This is a genomic window from Paracoccaceae bacterium (assembly GCA_033344815.1).
In the GTDB taxonomy this organism is placed as follows: domain Bacteria; phylum Pseudomonadota; class Alphaproteobacteria; order Rhodobacterales; family Rhodobacteraceae; genus Roseobacter.
The window spans coordinates 4,784,704-4,808,847 of sequence record JAWPMR010000001.1 but is presented as its reverse complement, the minus strand read 5'-3'; the positions used below and the strand labels follow the sequence as shown (position 1 = coordinate 4,808,847).

The 24,144-nt window shown below is 54.9% G+C and carries 19 protein-coding genes, 1 tRNA gene and 1 pseudogene; 9 read left to right on the top strand and 12 right to left on the bottom strand.

Going from position 1 to position 24,144, the window contains the following annotated elements; all coding sequences use genetic code 11:
- Positions 1-17: 17 nt before the first annotated feature.
- From R8G34_22295 to yajC, 5 genes are read right to left on the bottom strand one after another with little or no spacing between them, the layout of a single operon-like run.
- The gene (locus R8G34_22295) at positions 18-371 is read right to left on the bottom strand and encodes an Mth938-like domain-containing protein (GenBank protein MDW3225587.1); all 354 of its coding nucleotides are present in this window, start codon (positions 369-371) and stop codon (positions 18-20) included.
- A gap of 8 nt (positions 372-379) precedes the next feature.
- Positions 380-1,132 carry a sulfite exporter TauE/SafE family protein gene (locus R8G34_22290; protein ID MDW3225586.1) on the bottom strand — a complete coding sequence of 251 codons (753 nt, stop codon included), beginning with the start codon at positions 1,130-1,132 and terminating at the stop codon, positions 380-382.
- Positions 1,125-2,099 carry a protein translocase subunit SecF gene (gene secF, locus R8G34_22285; GenBank protein ID MDW3225585.1) on the bottom strand — a complete coding sequence of 325 codons (975 nt, stop codon included), beginning with the start codon at positions 2,097-2,099 and terminating at the stop codon, positions 1,125-1,127. The genes R8G34_22290 and secF overlap by 8 nt, the downstream gene beginning before the upstream one ends.
- Position 2,100: 1 nt before the next feature.
- Positions 2,101-3,762, bottom strand: a complete 1,662-nt coding sequence (gene secD, locus R8G34_22280) for a protein translocase subunit SecD (GenBank protein ID MDW3225584.1) — start codon at positions 3,760-3,762, stop codon at positions 2,101-2,103.
- 33 nt (positions 3,763-3,795) lie between these two features.
- Positions 3,796-4,074, bottom strand: coding sequence for a preprotein translocase subunit YajC (yajC, locus tag R8G34_22275; protein MDW3225583.1), 279 nt, complete (start codon positions 4,072-4,074; stop codon positions 3,796-3,798).
- A gap of 257 nt (positions 4,075-4,331) precedes the next feature.
- Between yajC and R8G34_22270 the strand changes: the two genes are divergently transcribed.
- A complete protein-coding gene (locus tag R8G34_22270; protein ID MDW3225582.1) occupies positions 4,332-5,039 on the top strand; it encodes a serine protease in 708 nt (235 codons plus the stop codon).
- Between the two features lie 88 nt (positions 5,040-5,127).
- Complete coding sequence (locus tag R8G34_22265; protein MDW3225581.1) at positions 5,128-6,558, top strand: serine--tRNA ligase; 1,431 nt, start codon at positions 5,128-5,130, stop codon at positions 6,556-6,558.
- Here the strand turns inward: R8G34_22265 and R8G34_22260 are convergent.
- Positions 6,555-7,499 carry an NAD(P)-dependent oxidoreductase gene (locus R8G34_22260; protein MDW3225580.1) on the bottom strand — a complete coding sequence of 315 codons (945 nt, stop codon included), beginning with the start codon at positions 7,497-7,499 and terminating at the stop codon, positions 6,555-6,557. The genes R8G34_22265 and R8G34_22260 overlap by 4 nt on opposite strands.
- Positions 7,500-7,710: 211 nt before the next feature.
- Complete coding sequence (locus tag R8G34_22255) at positions 7,711-7,929, bottom strand: hypothetical protein (GenBank protein ID MDW3225579.1); 219 nt, start codon at positions 7,927-7,929, stop codon at positions 7,711-7,713.
- 215 nt (positions 7,930-8,144) lie between these two features.
- Between R8G34_22255 and R8G34_22250 the strand changes: the two genes are divergently transcribed.
- The gene (locus R8G34_22250) at positions 8,145-9,056 is read left to right on the top strand and encodes a pirin family protein (protein ID MDW3225578.1); all 912 of its coding nucleotides are present in this window, start codon (positions 8,145-8,147) and stop codon (positions 9,054-9,056) included.
- On the opposite strand, the gene R8G34_22245 is transcribed toward R8G34_22250, so the two are convergent.
- Entirely contained in the window at positions 9,037-9,651 is a 615-nt protein-coding gene (locus R8G34_22245) for a TetR/AcrR family transcriptional regulator (GenBank protein ID MDW3225577.1), read from the bottom strand. The genes R8G34_22250 and R8G34_22245 overlap by 20 nt on opposite strands.
- 97 nt (positions 9,652-9,748) lie before the next feature.
- Here R8G34_22245 and R8G34_22240 point away from each other — a divergent pair, with 97 nt between their 5' ends.
- The 5 genes from R8G34_22240 (at position 9,749) to R8G34_22220 (ending at position 14,385) form a co-directional block, all read left to right on the top strand.
- Positions 9,749-10,033, top strand: a complete 285-nt coding sequence (locus R8G34_22240; protein ID MDW3225576.1) for a hypothetical protein — start codon at positions 9,749-9,751, stop codon at positions 10,031-10,033.
- Positions 10,034-10,117: 84 nt separating this feature from the next.
- Positions 10,118-11,404, top strand: a complete 1,287-nt coding sequence (locus tag R8G34_22235; GenBank protein MDW3225575.1) for a homoserine dehydrogenase — start codon at positions 10,118-10,120, stop codon at positions 11,402-11,404.
- Positions 11,405-11,489: 85 nt separating this feature from the next.
- Positions 11,490-12,452: a class II fructose-bisphosphatase gene (glpX, locus tag R8G34_22230; GenBank protein ID MDW3225574.1), complete on the top strand. Its 963-nt coding sequence runs from the start codon at positions 11,490-11,492 to the stop codon at positions 12,450-12,452.
- A gap of 27 nt (positions 12,453-12,479) precedes the next feature.
- A complete protein-coding gene (gene recJ / locus R8G34_22225) occupies positions 12,480-14,219 on the top strand; it encodes a single-stranded-DNA-specific exonuclease RecJ (protein ID MDW3225573.1) in 1,740 nt (579 codons plus the stop codon).
- A gap of 91 nt (positions 14,220-14,310) precedes the next feature.
- Positions 14,311-14,385, top strand: a tRNA-Glu gene (locus tag R8G34_22220).
- A gap of 601 nt (positions 14,386-14,986) precedes the next feature.
- Here the strand turns inward: R8G34_22220 and R8G34_22215 are convergent.
- Positions 14,987-15,988, bottom strand: a complete 1,002-nt coding sequence (locus R8G34_22215) for an IS110 family transposase (protein MDW3225572.1) — start codon at positions 15,986-15,988, stop codon at positions 14,987-14,989.
- A gap of 104 nt (positions 15,989-16,092) precedes the next feature.
- On the opposite strand from R8G34_22215, the pseudogene R8G34_22210 reads away from it, so the two are divergent.
- Positions 16,093-17,291, top strand: a pseudogene (locus tag R8G34_22210) (IS3 family transposase).
- A gap of 638 nt (positions 17,292-17,929) precedes the next feature.
- Here the strand turns inward: R8G34_22210 and R8G34_22205 are convergent.
- From R8G34_22205 to R8G34_22195, 3 genes are all read right to left on the bottom strand, one after another.
- Entirely contained in the window at positions 17,930-20,014 is a 2,085-nt protein-coding gene (locus R8G34_22205; protein MDW3225571.1) for a methyl-accepting chemotaxis protein, read from the bottom strand.
- A 987-nt stretch (positions 20,015-21,001) separates the two neighbouring features.
- Entirely contained in the window at positions 21,002-21,643 is a 642-nt protein-coding gene (locus R8G34_22200) for a response regulator (protein MDW3225570.1), read from the bottom strand.
- Positions 21,627-23,972 carry a cache domain-containing protein gene (locus R8G34_22195; protein MDW3225569.1) on the bottom strand — a complete coding sequence of 782 codons (2,346 nt, stop codon included), beginning with the start codon at positions 23,970-23,972 and terminating at the stop codon, positions 21,627-21,629. Before R8G34_22195 ends, R8G34_22200 begins: the two co-directional genes overlap by 17 nt.
- Positions 23,973-24,144: the final 172 nt, after the last annotated feature.

Here is a 24,144-nt window from a genome sequence, read left to right as displayed (position 1 = left end):
AGCGCACAAAAGCCCGATCAGACCGGAATGAGCGCCAAGGCAATCCGACGGCCCTCGCTCAACAATACATTATACGTACGGCATGCTGCCGGAGAGGCCATAATTTCAACGCCCATCCCGCTCGCCTCCAGCGCGACGCGCAGATCAGATGGCAAATAATTGATTTCGGCGCCGGTTCCCACAAAAAGAACATCGATTTCGCCAGCCAGCGCCAGCAAGGCGTCGATATCCGCATAACCTTTCCAGGGCGCAGATCCTCCCGGACCGGCAATGACTGGCCCGTGAAAGACCTCTCCCCCGATCCGAAAGAATCCGGGCCCATAGCCCTCAACGGGTTTGGCATCGGTAAAAGAAATCTCATTCAGTCGCATGATCCCTCCTAGTTCCAGATCGGCAGGCCAAGCACGATGGCCAATGCTATAATACCATAGGCAAGCCAACGATACAGCGGTTCGCGAGACGGGTCGAACAAGGACTGACCAACCCGTGCGCCGATGCCGTAAGGCAGCAACAGAACAACGCCCAAAGCCACCGCCGCGGGGCTCAAAATGCCCTGCAGCGCCATTTGCGGCAGCAACAGCAGGCTTGTGATGGTCAGGAATACCAACGTGTTTGCGCGCGATCGTGCAATTGAATCTGCGCCGCTCAGCTGGAAAAGCACGGCGATTGGCCCCAACAGTCCGGTCGCCCCACCCAAAAATCCAGTGCTCATGCCGATGGCCGCGCGTGTCATCTGGCTCGGCACTGTCGTGTAACGCCAGCCCCCCATCAAAGCCAGAAGAGTGAGGGTCACAACAGCGAGAACAGCCAATCGCATCACGCCAATATCCATACTGCGCAACACCCATATCCCCAGGGGGGCCGTAAGTGACGCAAAGGCTATCATCATAAGCGTATCCCGGTGATTTGCCTGCTGCCATGCGCGCGGCACGAGGGTCACCAGCGAGGCCAACGCAGAGACGGAAAACGCGGCCACAGCCACTTCAATTGGCAAGAAGACAACGGCGACGGGCATGAAGATCAAAGCAGCACCGAATCCAGCAAAACCATAAACGACCCCCGCAACAAAGGTAACCAACGTGATCCAGACAAGCCCCGGCAGGGCCAAAGTCTGGACCAATACGTCAGGCATCTATGTTGGCGTATTGGTTGCCGGAATTTGCGTCTGGCTTGGACCAGTCACGCTTGACGCCCAAATAAAGCAGCGCAGCGGAGGCCACAAAGATCGAACTATAGGTCCCGACGATCACGCCCCAGATCATCGCAAAAACGAACCCGCGGATCACGTCCCCGCCCAGCACAAACAACGCGATCAGCGCCAGCAACGTGGTCACCGAGGTCATGAATGTCCGGCTGAGTGTTTCGTTGATTGAAATGTTAAGCACCTCGTTCAACGGTCGTTTCTTGTATTTGCGCAGGTTTTCCCGCACCCGGTCAAAAACCACCACCGTATCATTCAGGGAATAGCCCACAATGGTCAGCAAGGCGGCGATGATGGCCAGATCAAAGCGGATTTGCAGTTCCGAAAAAATGCCAATTGTCAGGATCACATCATGCACAAGCGCAAGGACGGCACCGAGCGCGAATTGCCATTCAAAGCGCAACCAGATGTAAATCAGAACCGCTCCTATTGCCAAAACCACGGCTATGGCGGCGGTCTGAATCAATTCACCAGACACTTTTGGCCCGACGGACTCCACCGACGCAAAAGGCAATTTGAGACCCGGATCGCTTGCCAAAAGCGCCTGGCCGATCTGATTTATCAAATCTGCCTGAACCGCTTCATCGCCCTCCTGAGCCTCGATCCGGATCATGGAGACGTTTTGATCAGCCTCGAACTGTGGGTCAAAGACTTCGGTAATCGAAATATCGCCCAGAGCCAGCGGCGTCAGCGCATCGCGGTAAACACCAATGTCGACAGGTTGTGTGCTTTCGGTTCGGATGGTTGTCCCGCCGCGAAAGTCGATACCGAAATTAAGGCCCTGAATCATGAAGGACGCAAAGGCCACAACCGTCATCAATGCAGAGATCCCCAGCCACATCTTCCAGCGGTTGAAGAAGTCGAAATTTGTGTTTTGTTTGACCAGCCGCAGGCGCATATCAGAGCTCGATTGTTTTGGGGCGACGGCGTTCGAACCACATCACGATGATGAGGCGCGTCACAAAAATCGCGGTGAAGACTGATGTCAGAATACCCAGACCCAGCGTGATCGCAAAACCCCGAACCGGCCCCGATCCCATCGCAAACAGGATCACGGCAGTAATAAAGGTCGTGATGTTGGCGTCCAGAATGGCGCTGAGCGCTTTTTCATAGCCCAGTTCGATGGCGCGCGCCGGACCTTTGGAGGTTTTCAACTCTTCGCGAATCCGCTCGAAAATCAATACGTTGGCATCCACAGCCATACCGACCGTCAAGACAATTCCAGCGATGCCCGGCAGGGTCAAAGTTGCCCCAACGAGACTGAGCAGGCCAAAAATCAGGCCAATGTTGATGATCAGGGCGACATTGGCAAAGAGACCAAACAAGCCATAACTCAACCCCATAAAGAGAAGCACGGCGGCAAATGCCACAACGGTCGCGACCTTACCGGCGTCGATACTGTCCTGCCCCAGTTCCGGGCCAATTGTGCGCTCTTCCAGGAATTCGAGCCCCGCAGGCAAGGCACCCGCGCGCAGCAGAACGGCAAGGTTGGTCGATTCCTCAATACTGAACCGCCCGGTGATGATCCCGGACCCGCCGGGGATATGGCTCTGGATGGTCGGGGCGCTCACGACTTCATCGTCCAGAATAATAGCGAAGGGCGATCCGATGTTGTCCGCTGTGTAATCGCCAAATTTGCGTGCACCGGATGAATTAAACCGAAAGTTGACCGCCGGACGGCCGTTCTGGTCAAATGCGGGTTGCGCGTCGACAAGTTCCTCGCCCGTGACAACAGCCGCAGACTCAATAGTATAAAATGTGCCGGGTTCATCCAAGGAGGGCACAACGCGATTGCCGATACCGGGCGCGGAATCCGGGTTTGTACCCCGTGTCACCACAGGATTGAAAGTCAGTTGCGCGGTTGTCCCGATGATGTCCTTCAGCTCACCAGCGGACCCGACACCAGGCACCTGAATAAGGATACGATCTGCGCCTTGACGTTGTATCGTAGGTTCCCGCGTGCCGACCTCGTCGATACGACGGCGAATGATTTCAAGGCTTTGCTGGACAGTGCGTTCATCCGTGGCCAGTTTTTCCGCCTCAGAAAGGGTCACGATAAGCAGATCGTCCTCGGCGCGCACCTCGATGTCATCAGCACCGACGCCCGTGATCGTCTGCACCGGGCGCGCCAACCCACGTACGACGTCCATCGCCCGGCCCATCCCCTCGGGTTGGCTGATACGTACGCGCACCTCATCGTCCGGCGAAGGTTGCAGGCGAATGGTCCCCACGGTGGCGCGCTCCGGGCGAAGGGCGTCGCGAATTTCCGGCCAAGCGGCCTGCATGCGCGCCGCATACACATCGGCGACCTTGACTTCGGCCAGCAGGTGCGCACCACCCCGCAAATCCAGACCCAGATTAACCAACCCGGACGGCAACCAATCCGGCCAAAGCGAGCGATCCGCGCTTACATCGGCTGTCCCACCACTGAGCTCAAATGCAGCGATGGCATCGTTATGTTTTTCGACGTTGGTGTAAAAGGCGTTAGGGAAAGCGAGCCAGAGGCCAACCGCACAGGTCAACCAGATCATGATCCGTTTCCATAGATCGATTTGCAGCATAGATACGCCTTTTCAACGCGTTACAGAGCGTACTTACTTCGCTGGTTCAGTCTTTGACATGACTGTGGCGATGGTCGACTGGATCACGCGCACCTTTACACCGTCTGCAATTTCCAGCTCCAGTTCGCCATCATCTTTGACCTTCGCGACTTTACCTACAATACCACCCTGCGTTACAACCTGATCGCCACGGCGCAGCGCAGATACCATCGCCTGATGCTCTTTCACTTTCTTTTGCTGCGGACGAATGAGCAGGAAATACATGATCGCAAAGATCAGAATGAGGGGCACAAATTGCGCAAAAGCTTCCATTAAACGGTCCTTCTGGGTGGGGCGCGCCATTTTTATCAAACGGCGCGAATTTGGGCGGAACCTATGATCTGAGGCACGGGTTTGCAAGAGTCCGCGTGCAGGATTTACCTCTGGTTGTGCTGCGGCAAAAATCATCTGGGGTATGCCTCTTGGACTATGTATCAATTCGTTGCATCCTTCTGCAAAACAACGCCTCAGAAAGGGTTTGAATGCGACGGTCCCCCGCAATACACGTGCTTCTTTTTGCCGCCGTCGTCATGGTATTTGCCACAGCGCGTGTCGCGCAGACCGACCCCCTGCCCGCCCTGTCGCATCAGGAACGTCAGAACTGGAAAGCCATCGGTCTGGTGAATATGGCAGGGTTTCGTGACAAATCATCCTGTACCGGAACGCTTGTCGCACCTGATCTCGTGTTAACCGCAGCACATTGTCTGGAAACAAAAAACGGGATCAAAAGAACGCGGCATTTTGTGGCGGGGTGGGATCGTGGAACTTTTGCGGCGCATAGAGTGTCAGCACAGGTCTTTGTTCATCCTGAATACTTCGACGCAAAAGGCTCTGAGCGTTTCAAATACGACATCGCCGTCATGCAACTGGAAGAGCCCATCAAGACGACCGCAGTAATGCCCTTGCTCTTGAGCGACGTAGCGGCATTGCGTCTGGGTGAGCTGGCCGTTCTGGGGTATCACAGAAAGCGCCCGAACGTGATCAATGGACGTTTTGATTGCAGTACAATATCCGGGTCGGCCCCCTCGGTTGTGTTGCTGGATTGCGAAGTGATTTCGGGCAATTCCGGGGGGCCGGTCCTGGCTGCCGTGGGTGACGGGTGGAAAGTTGTCGCCGTAATTGCCGGTCGCGTTGGCGGACCCTCTCCGCGCACTTTGGCTGTCCCGTTGGGCGACTGGGTAATGGCGCATTGGCGGGACGCCCTGATGCGCGCTGACCCGGAGGGTCATGAGGGGTGAACGGCAACGCGAAATCTGACGGTTACGTGTTGTCAAAAGATCGGTCATAACCTCTTCCAAAGCCGACTCAGTTCCAAGGACAAATGCTATGCATGATATTCGTGCCATTCGTGAAAACCCGGATGCTTTTGATGCCGCCATGGCGCGGCGCGGCGACACGCCTGTGTCGAAGGAAATTTTGGCTCTGGACGAAGCGCGCCGCGCCAAAATCAATGCCGCAGAGATTGCACAGGCCGATCAGAACAAAGTGTCAAAGCAGGTGGGCGCGGCCAAAGCCTCCGGCAATGATGCCGAATTTGACCGGCTGCGCGCTCTTGTCGGAGAGAAGAAGGCAGAAGTTGCAACCATGCAGGCGGAAGCCAAGGAACTGGACGCGCAGCTGACAGAAAAGCTTGCCTGGATTGCCAATCTGCCTGCGGCTGATGTCCCTGAAGGTGCGGATGAAAACGACAACGTCGAAGTGAATATATGGGGCGACGTCCCCAGCTTCGATTTCAAGCCCAAAGAACATTTTGACATTGGTGGCGTTGCGGCCTCGATGGATTTTGAAACAGCCGCCAAAACATCCGGTGCGCGTTTTGTCATGCTCAAAGGGGCCGTGGCCCGCATCCACCGCGCTTTGGCGCAATTCATGATCGACACACATGTGGATGAAAACGGCCTTACCGAATATAATACGCCGGTATTGGTCAATGATGCCGCAATGTATGGTACGGACAAACTGCCAAAGTTTGGCGCAGATTCCTTTATAGCAGCGTCAATGGCTGCAAGAGAAAAACTGAGCAATTCCGCAATCCAGCAATATGAATCCCAATACGGCGATGTCATGGACAAGATGGCGGATCGTTCGATCAAGGATGTCGTGGCTGCGGCTTATGAACACGCCGACACAGCCGAGGACTTTTGGCTTATTCCAACATCGGAAGTCACGTTGACCTACTCTGTATCCGGCGACGTGCTGGATGAAAGTGACCTGCCACGCCGCATGACCGCGCACACGTTGTGTTTCCGTTCCGAGGCCGGCAGTGCGGGGCGCGATACGGCCGGCATGTTGCGCCAGCACCAGTTTGAAAAGGTGGAAATGGTCTCCGTCACCCATCCCGATCAATCGGATACTGAACAAAAACGCATGCTGCGGTGCGCCGAAGATCTGCTTGAACGTTTGGGCATTCCGTATCGCACGGTGATCTTATGCACCGGTGACATGGGCTTTGGCGCGCGCCGCACCTTTGACATCGAGGCATGGTTGCCCGGCCAGAATGCGTATCGCGAGATCTCCTCTGTTTCTACCACAGGCGATTTTCAGGCCCGGCGCATGAATGCACGCTTCAAGCCAGCCGAGGGCGGCAAGCCGCAGTTCGTTCACACACTGAACGGGTCCGGCCTCGCCGTTGGACGGTGCCTGATTGCAGTTCTGGAGAACGGCCAGCAAGCGGATGGTTCGGTCACTTTGCCGGACGTGCTTGCCTCCTACCTGGGCGGCAAAACCACGCTGACAGCCGACGGTTTGCTTGCCTAACGGTTTGGGACAACCTCATAGCCACGTGCCTCGGGCTCATCATCCACCAGTTCCTGCGGGAACCCAGGTGCCAGAACGCTGAGCCCGGTGGCTTCTTCGAGCCGTTCGATCATGCGATCTGATTGCGCGCGCATGCCGTATCTGTTTTGCGCGTCAGACAGCATGTCAATCATCAGCGGCGAGATTTCCAGCGGGACCGCATGATCATCCGCGATCTTCTGAAAGAGCCCGATGTCTTTTTGCACAAGGTCCATTGTAAAGTTCACATCGCGCGCGCCGGACAGGATCAGCTGACTTTCGGTTTCATGAACAAACGACGTGCCTGACGACATTGCAATTGCCTCATAGGTCATGCCGAGATCCATCCCGGCGGCCTTCATCACAGTAAGCGCCTCACAGAGCGTCAGAAGGTTGGCTGTCGCAAGATAGTTGGTCATGACCTTGAGCGTGCTGGCGTGGCCAATGTCACCTACATGCAGAACCCGCCGCCCCATGCAGGTCAGAATCGGCAGCACACGCTCGAATGTCACGCGGTTACAGCCTGCGTAAATCGATATGTTTCCCGTATCCGCGCGGTGACACCCGCCTGACACCGGACAGTCGACAGCCGAGCCACCACGTTCCGCCACCCGTTCGGCAAGGCGCTTGACCTCAGAGGCATCTGTCGTCGACATCTCCATCCAGATCTTGCCGGGCGTGATATGGGGCAACATTTCGTTTAATACGGCAGCGCAGGCGGCGGGCGATGGCAAGCAGGTGATGACGACGTCGCAAGACTGCATCATTTGATCCGGTCCGCACCCGTCAGCGGCACCCTGCCTGACCTTCTCGGCCACTAAATCCGCATTTAAATCATACACTTCAACGTTGATCTTGTTGCGTATCAGTGATCCTGCAAGCTTGCCGCCAACATTTCCCAGACCGATAAATCCAACCTTCATGGCCGCCTCCTTGCTCCAAAAACTGATGGCAAACTGGTCTTTGTGAAAACGCCGGTCGCGCCTGTTTGCGACCCACAGGCAAAATGAATGGAAGATCATTTTGTTATGTTTAAGCTCAGATCAACGCCGTTTGGAACAATGGGAATGTCGCACTTTGCTTCGGCACGCCACGCTTGGGTACGGCGCGCCGAAACACTGGAGGCCTGCTCTATCAATGTGCAGGTGACGACCGGCGCACATTCCCGTGCCAATCTTCGCCAGGGATGTCGCCAGTGACCAGAAAATCACCTTGCGAAGGCCCTCTTTCCGGCATCTCCGCCAGCATCAAACCGATGAACAAACCGACGCTAAGCACCAGCAGCGCTTTCAACGGTCCGCGCAGCGCGTTTTGTATGACATTTCTTTCCTGAACAGTTGCTTCAAAAACCATGAGACTATCCTTTCAATCTATGGCCCCTCATTGGGATAGGGCTGATATAACGCCAAACGACAAATTCTTAAAACGAATATATATCATGTATTGCATCACGTTTCATGATGATACGAGGCTGCTGCGCATATCTGCACAGGGTGCGTTCACCGGATCGCAATTGCAGCGTCCGCAAAAATGGCTACCTGCGTGGCATTGCAAACGGGAGAAATGCCATGTCGCTCAGACCCACACTTGAGACGCGAAAAGCACAACCGACCATGGAAGGCGCTGGCGTAAAGCTGCACCGCGCTTTCGGGTTTCAGGATCCCTCTGAGCTGGACCCGTTTTTATTGTTTGATGACCTTCGCAATGAGCGGCCCGAAGACTATCTGAACGGTTTCCCCTGGCACCCGCATCGTGGCATTGAGACCATCACCTATGTGCTGGACGGCACCGTTGTGCATGGCGACTCGCTGGGCAATCAGGGCACGCTTGGCGCGGGTGATGTGCAATGGATGACCGCCGGTTCGGGGATTCTGCATCAGGAGATGCCCGGCGGAAATGCGACCGGTCAAATGCACGGGTTTCAACTCTGGGGAAATCTGCCTGCGAGCCAGAAGATGACCGCGCCGCACTATCAAGATATCACAGGTGCCGATATTCCGCAGGTGACAGATGATGATGGCACCGTCGTCAAAGTCATCACCGGCACGTTCTGGGGCAAAACCGGACCGGTCGACGGAATAGCCGCAGACCCACAATACCTGGATATCACGGTGCCTGCAGGTGTGCGCAAGACCTTTGCTATTGATACATATCGCCGTGCCTTTGCATATGTGTTCCAGGGTGCGGGCGCTTTTGCAGATGCCAGCCAACCCGGCGGTGTCCTGCTGGAAAAGGAAATCGCAGGGCAAGAAGTCAACATTCGTGATCTCTCCGGCGACCGCACGCTCGTCCGTTTTGGGTCAGGCGATGAAATCACGGTGCAGGCTGGGCCAGAGGGTCTTCGGTTCCTGTTGATTTCCGGTGCCCCGATAAACGAACCTGTCGCCTGGCATGGTCCGATCGTAATGAACACAAGCGAAGAGCTTCAACAGGCCATGCGGGATCTGAAGAACGGCACTTTTATTCAACCCGCGCATTGAATTGAGATCCGTCCGCCGCGACCGATTTGCGCACCATTTGCCAATACTGCGCTTCAACATCCGCAAGCGACAGTCGTCCGCCTGTACGAAACCATGTATTCACACCTGTCAGCATGGCAATCACGGCCAAAGTGGCGATTTTGGTATCAGGAACACTAAAGACACCGGATGCGACACCTGCGTGTAAAATCGCTTGCAGGCGATCTTCATATTGGCGCCGCAAGTGTTCAATCTGCGCAAAATTGTCAGGTGTCAGATTGCGCAGCTCCATATAGGCAATGAAAACCGCGTCGGGTCTGTCATGGTGAAACCTGATGTGAAACCGTACGAAATGGTGAAGCCGCGTTTCCACATCCGCATGAACATCGTCTTCAAACGCATTCAACAGCGCGTCCATATGGCTTTTCATCAGCTCAAACAGCAGGTATTGCTTGTCGGGCGTATAGTTGTAAAGAGCCCCCACCTGCACGCCGACCTCGCTGGCAATCTGGCGCATCGAGACAGCCGCAAATCCATGTTGCGCAAAAAGCTGCAGCGCGGCGTCGCGCACACGCGGGCCTGTGATGTCGGAATGTGAACCTGCTGTACGTGCCATGCGCATCATAATTAACTGAACAAGCGTTCAAAACAAACCTTTCTTGCAAGCGGTTCCGCCATCGGGCAAAACGGAGACTTCAACTGGAGCTCGTCCTATGCGCAATCTTGCCGTTATTGTTTTGCTTGTTGCCTTGGCAGGGTGTGTGCGATTTCCGGCCATCGAAGACGCGACCACGGAAGTTGCGCGACAGGCGGATTTTCCGGAATTGATTCCGCTTGACCCGATCGCAGATGTTTTGGCGGGGCCAGAGCCCGAAACACTTGAAACAGATGACAAGCTCGAGGCGCGCGTCAGCAACCTGCAGTCGCGTGCAGACAGCCTGCGAACGCCGGTTTTGGATGCAGATGACCGCGCGCGTCTTTCCCAAACGCCGCAGTAGCACCAAGCGCGTTGCGCGCAGGCTTCGAACCCGCTACACGGCGCAAAAGAACGCCCCTGTTCATGTATCAAAGGATCTACCGTCATGTCTGAGCCGCTTCGCCTTGGGATCGCAGGTTTGGGCACAGTCGGCATTGGTGTGCTGCGCATCATTCGCAAACATGGCGACTTGCTCACGGCCCGGACGGGACGCCAGATTGTCATCTCGGCTGTGTGTGCGCGCGACAAATCCAAGGACCGCGGAATTTCTCTGGAACGCTACGCATGGGAGGACGACCCGGTCGCCCTGGCAATCCGCGATGATGTCGATGTGTTTGTCGAATTGATCGGCGGGCATGAAGGAGCCGCCAAAACCGCCGTTGAGGCCGCGTTGGCCGCGGGCAAAGACGTGGTAAGCGCAAACAAAGCTCTGCTGGCCATCCATGGCCAAGCGCTGGCCGAGGCGGCCGAAGCCACGCAAACGGTGTTGCGCTATGAGGCGGCTGTCGCGGGCGGCATCCCGGTGATCAAGGCACTTATGGAAGGGTTGGCCGGAAATGATGTGACCCGCGTGATGGGCGTAATGAATGGATCATGCAACTACATCCTGACACGCATGGAGACCGCCGGCCTCAGCTATGCAGAGGTCTTTGCCGAAGCAGATGGGCTGGGGTATCTGGAAGCGGACCCGCAACTGGACGTTGGTGGTATTGATGCGGCCCATAAGCTGGCAATCCTGTCCTCCCTCGCCTTTGGCACCAAGGTCGATTTTGACGGCATTACCCTGGAAGGCATCGACCGCGTCAGTATTGATGACATCCGCGCCGCCGCCGACATGGGCTACAAGATCAAACTTCTAGGGATTGCGCAGATGACAGGGCGCGGGCTGGAACAGCGCATGCAACCCTGTCTTGTCCCCGACACGTCGCCCTTGGGTCAGTTGGACGGTGGAACCAATATGGTCGTGCTCGAAGGCGATGCTGTCAGCCAAATCGTGCTGCGCGGTCCGGGCGCGGGCGAAGGCCCCACTGCCAGTGCGGTTATGGCGGATGTCTGTGACATTGCCAAAGGCATGCGCGGTCCGGTCTTTGGCATCGCGGCAGCGACGCTCAAGACGTCCACGCCCGCTCACGCAGAAACCCCCGCGCCCTATTATCTGCGTATGTCGCTTGAAGACAAACCCGGCGCACTGGCGAAAATAGCCTCGGTTCTGGGAGAGGCGGGCGTTTCTATCGACCGCATGCGCCAGTATGGGCATGATGATACGACAGCCCCTGTTTTAATTGTCACACACAAGACAACACCGGATGCACTGCAATCCGCTCTGGCCGCTATGGAAGATACCGGCGTGTTGTCCTCAGACCCGGTTGCCTTGCGCATCGAGCACGTCTGAGACGCGAAACGTTGTGCGCAGTTGTGCAGGCCACGACGCAACGATAGAGATAATTGCACATTGAATTGCAAAGAAGGACAGTTTCATGCCAGCCCATGCCGAATTTCAAGATCGTATGCTTTCTCTGGGTCTTGCCCGCGTATCAGAGGCTGCGGCCTTGGCCTCGGCGCGGCTGGTCGGCCACGGCGATGAAAAGGCGGCGGATCAGGCGGCTGTCAATGCCATGCGCGAACAGCTCAACATGCTCGATATCGCAGGCGTTGTGGTGATTGGCGAAGGGGAGCGGGACGAAGCCCCAATGCTCTACATCGGCGAAGAAGTCGGCACCGGCAAAGGGCCCGGCGTGGACATTGCACTGGACCCTCTTGAAGGCACGACCCTGACCGCCAAGGACATGCCCAATGCCTTGACCGTCATTGCCATGGGACCCCGCGGATCAATGCTGCATGCGCCAGACGTCTATATGGACAAGCTGGCCATCGGACCCGGCTTTGAAACGGACGTCGTGACACTGGACATGACCCCGGGAGAGCGGGTCAAGGCGTTGGCAAAGGCCAAAGGCTGCGCGGCCTCCGACATTACCGTATGCATTCTGGAACGTCCCCGTCACGAGCCCATGATTGCGGAGGTACGGGCCACGGGTGCGTCCATACGATTGATCACGGATGGCGATGTGGCGGGCGTGATGCACTGCGCCGAACCCAACACAGGCATCGACATGTACATGGGCGCGGGCGGCGCCCCCGAAGGCGTTCTGGCTGCCGCCGCGCTAAAGTGCATGGGGGGTCAGATGTTTGGCCGTTTGCTGTTTCGCAATGACGATGAACGCGGGCGTGCCAGCAAAGCAGGCATCACGGATTTTGACCGGATTTATCATCGTGACGAAATGGTCACGGAAGATGTGATTTTCGCTGCCACTGGCGTCACGGACGGGAACATCCTTCCCGCTGTCAAACGCGAGCCCGGTTGGATGACAACCGAAACCTTGATCATGCGGTCCAAGACTGGATCGGTAAGGCGGATCAATTATCGCACACCTGTCGAGTAACGACAGGCGCGACTTGCGGGGATCGGGATGAGTTTTCTCGGCGTTGAACAGAGCCTGAGCGGAAGGCGTTGGGTTGGCCCGCCCCTTGAAATCGAGCGCGCAGCCGAAGCCATTCTTCAACACACGGGTTTACCCCCCGCCGTCGCGCAAATACTGGCCCGCCGTCAGGTGGCGCCGCAGGAGGCGGCAGAGTTTCTGGCGCCCTCATTGCGCGACCTCTTGCCTGACCCTCATGCGCTCAAGGACATGGAAAAAGCAGCCCGGCGTGTTTTGAGCGCATTGGATTCGCGGCAGCGGATCGCGATCTTTGCCGATTATGATGTGGATGGCGGGGCTTCTGCCGCTCTGTTGCTGGTCTGGTTACGCGATATGGGGCATCGCGCCACACTCTACGTGCCAGATCGGATTGATGAAGGTTACGGACCAAACGAAGAAGCCATGGCGCAGCTGGCACAGGCACATGAGCTGATCATCTGCGTGGATTGCGGCACTCTTTCGCACGGTCCGATTGCGGCAGCAACGGGCGCTGACGTTTTGGTGTTGGATCACCACCTTGGCGAGGAAACGCTGCCGGATGCCTTGGCAGTGGTGAACCCGAACAGGCAGGATGAGTCCGGTGAATTGGCGCATTTATGTGCGGCGGGCGTTGTCTTTTTATTGCTGGTGGAACTGGGGCGGCAATTGCGTAGCCTCGGCAAGTCCGGCCCGGATTTGATGGGTTTCCTCGATCTGGTCGGACTGGCCACCGTGGCCGACGTTGCCCCTCTGATTGGTGTAAACCGTGCCTTCGTACGTCAGGGATTGCGTGTCATGTCGCGACGCGCGCGCCCTGGATTGGCGGCTCTGGCAGATGTCGCCCGAATGGACACCGCACCCACATCTTATCATCTCGGTTATCTTCTAGGTCCGCGCGTCAATGCTGGGGGACGGATCGGAGCGGCAGATCTGGGTGCGCGCCTTTTGGCAACGCAGGACCCGCATGAAGCGGCCGCTCTGGCCGAACGGCTTGATGCATTGAACACCGAGCGGCGTGAAATAGAAGCCAGTGTGCGCGCGGCAGCCCTTGAACAGGCCGAAACGCGCGGTATGGATCGCGCATTGGTTTGGGCGGCCGGGCCGGGATGGCATCCCGGCGTTGTTGGAATCGTGGCCTCTCGATTGAAAGAAGCCTCGGGGCGCCCGAGCATTGTCATTGGGCTTGAGAACGGTATTGGCAAGGGGTCAGGACGTTCCATTTCGGGGATTGATCTTGGTCAACCGATACATCGTCTGGCCGCCGAAGGTCTTTTGATCAAGGGTGGCGGCCATAAGATGGCAGCCGGATTGACGGTAAGCGAAGATCAGTTGGATGCGGCGATGGCGCGTCTGAACGAATTGCTGGAAAAGCAAGGCGCGCATCTGGCAGGGGCAGCTGATCTCAGAGTCGACGGCATCTTAATGCCTTCAGCGGCAACAGTGGATCTGGCTGAAATGATCGACAAAGCCGGACCTTTTGGAGCCAGCGCCCCCGCCCCACGTTTTGTCTTTGCCGATATGGCTGTTAACTTTGCAAAGCGGGTCGGCGAGAACCACCTTAAACTCACCTTTGGAGGCAAAGACAGTAAGACGATGGAATGCATCAGCTTTGGTGCCTATGACGGTCCTTTGGGGTCCGCGCTGGAAAACCATGGTGGCAAGCACTTTCACCTCGCAGGGCGGTTGGACATCAATACGTGGCGCGGACGACAAAATGTTCAGCTGCGTCTGGAAGACGCTGCGCTGATCTGACTGCGAAGCTTCATAAAAATTATTTGCTTTGGGTGAAAATTCTGCTTGCACGCCGGACACAGATTGCCTAATCAACCGCTCACAGCTTAGTGGCCCGTTCGTCTATCGGTTAGGACGCCAGGTTTTCAACCTGGAAAGAGGGGTTCGATTCCCCTACGGGCTACCAATTGCATCTTACGCGCTGTTGTCCCTTGTTCTCAATATAATCGCCTTTAATCTAGTGAGACTCTAAGTACATCTGGACCCGCGCCGTGTTTGCCTGGCGGAGTTTGATTTGTCTGAGTTGCGTTGCCATGTCTGATCTTTCCGGAGCGGCGTAAAAGTTTTGACCCTGCCCCCTGAAATCAGGCCACGAGATCCGTCTCAAGAGAGGATCGACTATGAAACTCAGATCTAGCGAAGAACAGATCATTGGAATGATCAAGGAATACGAGGCTGGCGTAAGGCGCGGGAGCTGTGCCGTCCCACTGCCGGCAGTCGAAACGCCGTGTCGATGAGAGGGGTGAGGGGCTATCGCAGGGCATCTTCTACATCTATGGATGTCTCTCCGGTTGCAAGGTTTTTTCGGTCCTGATCTGACGGCGTTGCCTGGTTGCAAACATCTATCCGGCGTCGCCGGTAGGATGGCGCGCCCAAATGGGAATTCCGCGTGGTAAGCCTCAACAAGTGGTCGGCCTCATAGGGCCATTGTAAAAGCCAGGTTCCTCACACACCGGAGTTTGCCGGTCGGTTCATGTCCTTGGTCGTCTTGCAATCCTCTTCTTTGCTCAGGCTTGAGCGCGGAACTCTTCGTTTCTGTGCAGCATCGCCCAGATGATGTGCGCGTTCTTGTTGGCAACAGCGACGATGGCACGATTCATGCCTCGGCGCTCCCGGATCGCGTTGACCCATTTGCTGAATGCGTCTGTTCTGCCCTGTGAAACGCGGGCTACCGACCTGGCTCCGTGGATCAACAGCGTCCGGAGATGCTTGTCGCCCCGTTTGCTTATCCCCATCAGGAGGTGTTTGTCGCCGCTGGAATGCTGGCGTGGTACCAACCCCATCCATGCGGCCATATGGCGACCGTTCTTGAACTCTTTTCCATCACCGACAGCAGCAACGACTGCTGTAGCTGTCTTCGAACCAACGCCACAAATTTGCGCGATACGTTGGCAATGTGGGTTTGCGCGAAAAACCTGATCGATACGACGGTCGAAAACTTTGATCCGCATATCAAGTTGCAACATAAACTCGAATAGATCAGCGATAATCTCGCGGGTCATCTCCGTCAGCCCGTTCGAATGATCTTCAAGGATCTCCGGGATCCGCTGCCGTGCTCGGCTCAAGGTCAATGGGATCGTGACACCCCTGTCGAGTAAGAGGCCCCGCATCTGGCAGGCCAAGGCCATGCGGTGGTTCACAAGACGCCGACGCGCCCGGTGCAGAGCCTGAATGTCCTGTTGCTCTTCGTTTTTGGGTGGGACGAACTTCACGTTCGGTTGCAAGAGTGCGGTGCAAATGGCTTCCGCGTCGTTGCGGTCATTCTTCTGGTGCTTGAGGAATGGTTTAACATACTGCGGTGCGATCACCTTGACCGTGTGATCCAGAGCTTCAAATTGGCGCTGCCACCAGAACGCGCCAGTACAGGCTTCGATACCAATCTTGCAGGGGGGTATATCTGCCAGCTCGGCAAGCAATCCCTCGCGTCGAACCCGCTTCTTGAACACGGAACGGCCATCGTCATCAACGCCGTGAAGCTGAAACACATTCTTGGCCAAGTCGGTCCCCATGAATACTATCCATCTCTTCCTCCTGTGTGCTGTGATATTCTCACAGCGTCGCGGTTTGAGGGAGAGACATCCATCCCATTAAATACAAGGCCAGGTTCGGTGGCATGAATGTGTCGGATGCGAAGAAGCCGCGCGCGCTTGAAGATGAGAACAACCGTCTGAAGCGGATGCTGGCAGATGCCATGCTGGACAACGCTGCGCTGAAAGACCTCGAAACAAAAAACGACGGGCGGCGAGATCTTGTCCGCTATTGGTCCCAGGACAATGGTCGAGCATGTCAAAAGACGGGCTGTGTCGGACGTGATGGATTGGCACGGCTTGTCCGAGCGTCCACTGCCCGGCAGGCGATTGCGCAGCAATCTGCCGAGAGGGGGCGTGCGAACTGGCTGATCTGCATCGGTCAATCTTTCAGTATCGGAAGCAGGATCAGGGCGATGATGCTTTGCGAAAGCGGCTCTGCGAACTGGCGAATGAGCGTCGTCGGTTCGGGTATCGGCGGCTTGGTATCCTGCTGGCCAGAGAGGGGTTTGAAGTGAACTCTCACCCGGCAGTCGTTTCTGAAGGAAACGATGAGAGGGTACAAGAAGCTGTTCCGGATTCATCGCGAAGAAGGGCTGGCTGTACGCCGCAGGCGTTCGCGCAAGCGGGCTTTGGGCACGCGCAGGCCTATTCCTGTGCCGGATCGGGCCAACCAGCGCTGGTCGTTGGACTTCCTGTCCGATACCTTCGCAGACGGGCAGCGGTTCCGCGTGCTATGCATCGTGGATGATTGCACCCGCGAAGCTTTGGCAACTGTGGTGGATCGTTCACTGTCAGGCCGACACATGACCCGCCAACTGGATCGGATCGCCCAACTGCGCGGCTACCCCTGCCTTGTGGTCAGCGACAATGGAACCGAACTGGCGTCGAACGCGATGTTGAAATGGCAGGAGGACCGCAAGGTTGACTGGCATTACATCGCACCAGGCAAACCCATGCAGAACGCCTTCGTGGAAAGCTTCAATGGTTGGCTGTGCCTCTCTCGGCAGATTGCTGTGCAATCGCCTGCCGGGCAATGGACGAATGCCTCAACGAGCACATCTTCGGCAACCTCGCTGAGGCGCGGAAGATCATCGAAAACTGGAGGATCGATTACAACACAGAACGACCACACACATCGCTTGGCGGACTGTCACCGGCCGTCTTCGCCAATCTCAACCGTGCCACCCGGCCTGCCTCGCTTGAGCTCCGCAAGGGCTCCACTCAGCAGGCCTTGACTGCAACCCAATCAACGGAAAAAAACAGGAACGGATTCCAAACCTAAACGGCCCGGATCAGAGGGCTGGGTCAGTGGATGCTTTGTGAAGGATCTCGCTGGCTTGCTTGAGGTCACGGACTTTGCGTTCCAAAGCCTTCATCTTTTCAGATTGTTCGGGTGTGATCCGGCCGCGCTGGCCAGTATCAACCGCAACTTTCTTGACCCAGTCGTTCAGCGTTTGTGGCGCAAAGCCAATCTTCGACGATAGGGATATAATCGCAGCCCAACGGCTCTCATGCTGCCCTTCGCAATTCAAAACTATCCGCACAGCACCTTCGCGCACTTTCGGTGTATATTTGTTCGGTGTCTCGTTCAGGATTCTCCACCCTACTCATGAGGCAGAGCCCCCAGCAAATCCAGCGCGGTTCACGCAGTAAGATGAAGGATGAGTGTTCAAAGAAGCAACCGTGCGACACCGCGCGCCATACCTGCAATCAGGTCGCGCTAAAATGTATTGACCACACGAAGCGAAAATCTGCGCTTCTAACTCCACCAAAACAAGCCGGACCACTAAAAAGGGCTTAAACCTACACAGGATAACCCGACCTGGCGTATACCAACCTTGAGTCCAGGTGCATTTAAAGCCAAGAAAGCAACTAGTAATTGTTTTGCGAAGAAGCAGTTCCAAGGATGTTCATTGTTTCTCAAAACTCTTCCCAGCCACGGTCAGTTTCCACATCATGATCGGCTTTCAAGGCCGCATTTCCAACGGAAGCAGAACTGCTTGCAGGTATGGCACCCGGCGCAAGAACCGGTTTTTGTGAACTCTTAGATTTCGAATGTCCTATCTTCGAAACTCCCGAGTCTGAACGGTCCAAACTAAAACGTGCCACCGTAGCAACCAATGAGTTCGCTTCATTTGTCAACGCATGACTTGCCGCAGTAGTTTCTTCGAACATGGCTGCGTTTTGCTGAGTCACACTGTCCAGCTCATTGACGGCTGTGTTTATTTCGTTAATGCCTACGGATTGCTCGCGCGCTGATGACGCAATTGTTGTCATACGTTCAGATATCTCTGTCACCGACGTTAGAATTGCAGCAAGAGACGTCCCGGTATTTCCCACCAACTCAACACCTTGCATTACCTTGTCACTGGAATTGGATATCAAGGTGGTAATCTCTTGCGCCGCTTCCGAGGATCTCTGAGCCAAGCCCCGCACTTCTGTCGCAACAACCGCAAAGCCTCTCCCGGCCTCACCGGCTCTCGCCGCCTCAACGCCCGCATTCAATGCCAAAAGGTTGGTTTGAAAGGCAATATCTTCGATCACTTTTGTAATTGTTGAAATCTCCAGGGATGAAGACTTGATGCCCTCCATTGCCTGAACCGCTTTCAGCGCGACCTCGCCTCCGTTTTCGGCATTTTTCTTTGCCTCTGCAGACATTGAGGCGGCCACATCCGCGCCTTCGGACGCAGAGCGCACCGAACTGGTCAGTTCTTCAAGCGCTGCCGCTGTCTCTTCAAGCGTTGCCGCTTGTTTTTCCGTCCTTTTCGACAAATCATCGGCGGATGTTGTGATCTCACTGGTCTCATTGCGGATTGACTCAGCGTTATGCATCACGGCTCCAATGGCATCCCGCAGCGAACTCATTGCCAAGTTAAAGTCTTCTCGTAGCTTTTCATATTCAGCTGGAAATGGGTCCGGAATGTCGTCAGTCAATTTGCCGTTTGCTAGGTTTTGAAGGCCAACACCCAACGCCTCGACAACTTTGTTCTGCTCCGCGGACCGCGCTTCTTTTTCTTCCATTTCAGCTTTTTGACGTAGCTCGCGTTCGTTTTGAGCCTCTGTTTCAAGTCGTCTTTTTTCTTCTTCGGCTTTTTGCTCGTTTGCCCTCTTGTCGGCCTCTTGCTGACGCGCAGTTTCGGCAGCCAGCTTTTCGCGTTCGCGCTCTTCTTCGGCACGCTGCATTTCTTTTTCCTGCATGTCCGCGCGCTCCATGAGGCCAGTACGGAATATCTCCACTGCCCGCGAGATGTCGCCAAATACGGTTCTGTCATGACTGTAGGGTATGGTGCTTTGCGTATCTCCCTCAGAGAGATCCGACATACGTGTCGTCAAGCGGCGGATTGGGGACGTCACCGTGTACGTAATTAGGGCAGCAGCGATAAGAAGCGCAGCGCCGATGCCGGCAAGCATCCAGTTAAGATCACCGGTGATCTCCGCCTGAACTGCTTCGATGTTTATAAGATAGGCGCCCGTCCCAATGATCCATCCCCAAGGTTCAAAGGGTTGAACAACTGACAGCTTGTCGACGGGTGGATCACCTTCTTCCGCACCGGGGGCCGCCCATTGGTATGCGACAGTGGCAGGCGTCCCATCCTGCGTGCCCTCAACCATCTCGTTGAATAGATATACACCGTTAGGATCGGTAAATTCACCGAAGTCCCTGCCAACCAGACCTGAATTGGCACCATGCATCAACATAACCGGATTGCGGTCATTCACCCAATAATAGTTTTCACCTTCATACCGTAACTCCTCGAGAACTTTTAGCGCGCGTTCTTGCGCCTCCTCCACCGAGAGTTCGCCTGTTTCAGACAGAAGATAATAACTCTCGACAATGGAAAGCGCCACTTCCGTCAAATGGGTAAGCTCAGTTTCCTTGAGATCTCGCTTGGCTTCCGCGAAGGTTATTATCGATACTTTTTGCATTGCGAAAAGCCCGGCAATAGAAATCACCACGAGCGCGCAAAGCCTAATACCAACGCCGATATTGCGAAAAATAGTCATTTTGAGAACCCTTAGTGAATGCCGATGCAATTCCCTACGCCGTCCGGCTTAATAATTCACGAACATGCGCTTACCTAGTTCCCTCTCTTTTTGAGCGTACCAGACCAGCCGATTGGTATGCCCTGCAAGCACCGTTTTTTAAGCGCCGTGCAATTATTCAACCTACCGCCTTATGTTCTGTGTTTTGCTGGCGACGATCTTCGCGCACCACTGGCCCAACGACCACAAACAGTGTCGAATGCCAAAGCGATTGCGCCCGACTTCGGCGCAAATGCGCAAAACGCATAATGTTATGGCTCAATCTCTTCAATCGCTGGTAATGCGCACCTTCCCCAGCAATGCATTGGTCTATGAAATAGGTGAAAAAGTGCCGAATAGGCACCTCGTTTTTTTCACTGGGAGCGCCCGAAAGGCCTTACGATATTTTTCGCAACGACACTTGAATTCGTGGCCAAATTGCGACGACAACTGTCAACGGGAGTGTCTCAGGGCGACTTTCAACAAAAAAAGCGAAAATGCACCTGTCATGGTGACCGCGGTATGATCAGTCTTGGCACCAAATCGTCTTCTCGGGCGTTTTCACAAGATCACGCTTTCGAAAATGGGATTTCATCGGTCTGCCGTGAAGGTCGGACATTGAATTGATTTTGTACAGTACTTTGCAGCCAGTTTCCCGCCAGGATCGGAAACCGCAAAATCGGCATCGGGTAAAAACCAGCAAGCATTTCCCAAAATAGAAGACGCGCCGCAGCTTGACAGTGCAATGCAAACCGCGACGCGCTTCCTATTTATACTCGCAAACCGCTGGTACAAATTAGGGTATACAACCCTGAGATGACTTTACACCCGCATCTCAGCTACCAATTAATTGCGCAAAAAATCGCACAGAAAACCCAACACCCACACTGTGCTTAGACAGTGCAGCATCCATCGATTTTGGTAAATTGGCGTGGTTACCTAGGTAAAACTACCTATGCCAAACCGAACTCAGGCATGGTCAAAAAGGCTGGTTGAGATACACAAATCCACCAGCTCAGCGACGGAGTTTACCCGCATTTTTTCCAATACCCGCGCCCGATGATGATCAACTGTGCGCGGGCTGATATCGAGTTGGCGGGCCAGATCCTTACTAGACGAACTGGACGGTTGAGATACGAGTAACCGCGCAATTTCGCGCTCCCGCTCCGTCAAGTTTTCAAAACGCCTCCTCGCATCTCTCGCTCTGGCGCGGCCACGACGGCTTTGTGCATCCAGCTTCAACGCCGCGTCAATCTGCTTTATGAGGACTTCCTGCCGGAATGGCTTTTCCAGAAAATCAACCGCACCAAGTTTCATCGCCTGAACGGATTCGGGCACACCACCGTGACCTGTAATGAAAATAATTGGTAACGACGCCCCCCGCCCCACCAAGGCGCGTTGAAGATCGAGACCGGACATCTGCGGCATCCCGTAATCCAGAATCAAACATCCCGACAAATCCGCATCATAGGCATCCAGAAAGGTTTGAGCAGAGGGGAATACGCGGGTGGCATACCCACGTGTGTTGAGCGCGCGCGACAATGACGTCCGGATGTCTTCATCATCATCAACGATAAAAACGGTCTGTTCTGGTTCAGGCGCTGACGTCATCATGCTTCATATTTTGGGATTTCGGCGCAAGAGATGGAAGGGAGAAAAGGAAGCGCGCTTTCCCCTGCGCATCCGGTTGATACCAAAGTTTACCACCGTGTGACTGGACAATTGTGCGACAGATGGACAGTCCGAGTCCCATGCCGTCATCCTTGGTTGTTTCAAACTGCTCAAACAAATTCGCGCCTTCATCGAAACCGGGTCCGGAATCCGTCACCGAAATCAACGTGCCAAAATCAGTGTTCTCCGCTTTCAATACTATTTCTCCAGTGGCCTCTTCACTGTCCGAAATTGACTCGATCGCGTTGCGCAAGAGATTTACCAGCACTTGCGCAATTTGCACACGGGATCCGTATACACGCTCCAACGCAGGCGCATTTACGCCAATTTTGATCCCTTTGTCCTTGGCCTCAGAGCGCATCAGGTGGAGCGTTTGTTCCAACAGTTCTTCAAAATCAAACTCCGCCTTTTCTACACCTTCTTTTTTGACGAAACCGCGCAAGGCCTTGATGATGTCGCCGGCGCGATGCGCGTTGCGATCCGTTTCCTCGAGAAGGGTCTTCAGATCCTGCGGGGTCTCGGTTTTTTTCTCCAATGCATAGAGCGCCGTGTCCATATTCTGCGTAATTGCCAGAAGAGGTTGGTTCAACTCATGTGCTAAACTGCTGGCCATCTGTCCCATCACGTTAACGCGAGAAGAGTGGGACAAATCCCATTGAAGTTGTTGGATTTCGCGTTCGGCCGCTTTGCGCTCTGTGATATCGTCAACCGTGACCACTGCGTGCAGGGATTTACCGCTGTCATCTCTGATCACGATGACGTTTTCGCTGACCCAAATGATGCTGCCATCTTTACGCAAAAGCCGTTTTTCATGCAGATAACCTGATCTTTCATGCATCCCATTCTCGAAGAAAAATGAAGATACCGGATCATCCGGATGAGAAATATCATGCACGTTCAATTGCAGAATTTCTGCTTCGGTATACCCCAACATGTCGGCAAATTTTGAATTGACCCTGATGAATTTCCCGGTTCGTGCCTGAATCTGCGCCATACCGCGCGAGGCTAGGTCAAAAGTGCGACCGAATTCGGCTTCAGAGATCTTTCTCTCTGCGATTGCCTGAACGAGAGTTTCGTTTGCGCGTTCCAGTTCCCGGTAAGTCTTTGGCAAGGGTTCGGAAGCAGATACTTCACCCTGAGAGACCAGCGACGCCCGCACCGCAAAAGCACGCACTGGTTTGTGAATGTAGTTGGCCAGAACGAGCCCGAAAACGCCGGTAATCAAAGCAATGAATGCGGCTATCCAGACGTTCATCGTTCGGTTGGCCTTGATCTCGCCGGTGAAGTCATTTTCCGGCGCATAGACCGCAATGGTCCAGGGCAGTTCATCACTGATGATGGGCATCACCATGGAGACATAGGTTGAGCCTCCGTAATTAAACCGTGAGGAAATCTCGGTTTCAACGGAAATTTCCGGCTTTTGCATCAGATCTCCAAAAGCCGCGCGCGCGACAGGGTCATCAATCTCGCCAATATTTACAAAGCTGAAGGTTCCATCAGGGTTTTTCTGTCGGATAAGGTTTTGATCAGGATGCGCAATGACGTCTCCATTCTTGTTCAAGATCAAAGCCTTACCACTTTTCCCAATATTCAAATGAGACAGGAAGTCAGAAATGGCATGAATCCCGATATCTACACCGACAACACCCCGAATTTGGCCTGTCGCGTCAAAAACCGGTGACGCCGCAGTGATACCCGGTTGCTGGGAAGTGAAGAAAATATAGGGGTCTGTCCAAATGCTCTCTCGCTCTTCACGTGCATTGATGTACCAAAGCCTGTTCCGTGGATCATAGGTGTCAGTCGGATCTGTGGCTGTTTGAACAACCTCATAGTCATTCTGGCGCCAAGTGAGCTCGACCGAACGTGCACTATTGTCTTGCGAGATGAGTTTGGAGCGGAAAGGCCCTGGACCGTCACTGCGCATCACATAAACAAAGTTGCCCTTCTCATCGCCGTAAAACACGCCAGAAAACTGAGGTGATATCTGCAATTGCTGAAAAAGAAGTTTGTCGAGCTGCATGCGATCATCACTCGAAATCACCCTATTTTCGGCCAACCGGGTGGCCAGTTCTGCCGCCCCTTTCGCGGGTTTCAAAAAACCCTTGGAGTGTTCAATCGTATTGTTACCGACATCACTGAGCAGATCGCGCGCATGCTCAAGCAGTACGCGCTCTGACGTCAGAAAAGACGAAAATACGACAATGGTCACGGCAACAAACTGTAATCCCGCCAGACAAAGCGCCAATATCATGCCCAACGAAAATTTCATGCAGCAGCCACTTTGCACTGCTCAATGGTTGGCCTGCACGGAGCCATCGGTCTTGAGCCAGATTGATCAAATAAGTGCCGTTTTGTGATTTGCCGACTGCGCGACTGACCGCCTGTTCGCTTGATGCCGGAATACGCCATAAAAACAGGGAAAAACTACCTAGGAAAATGAT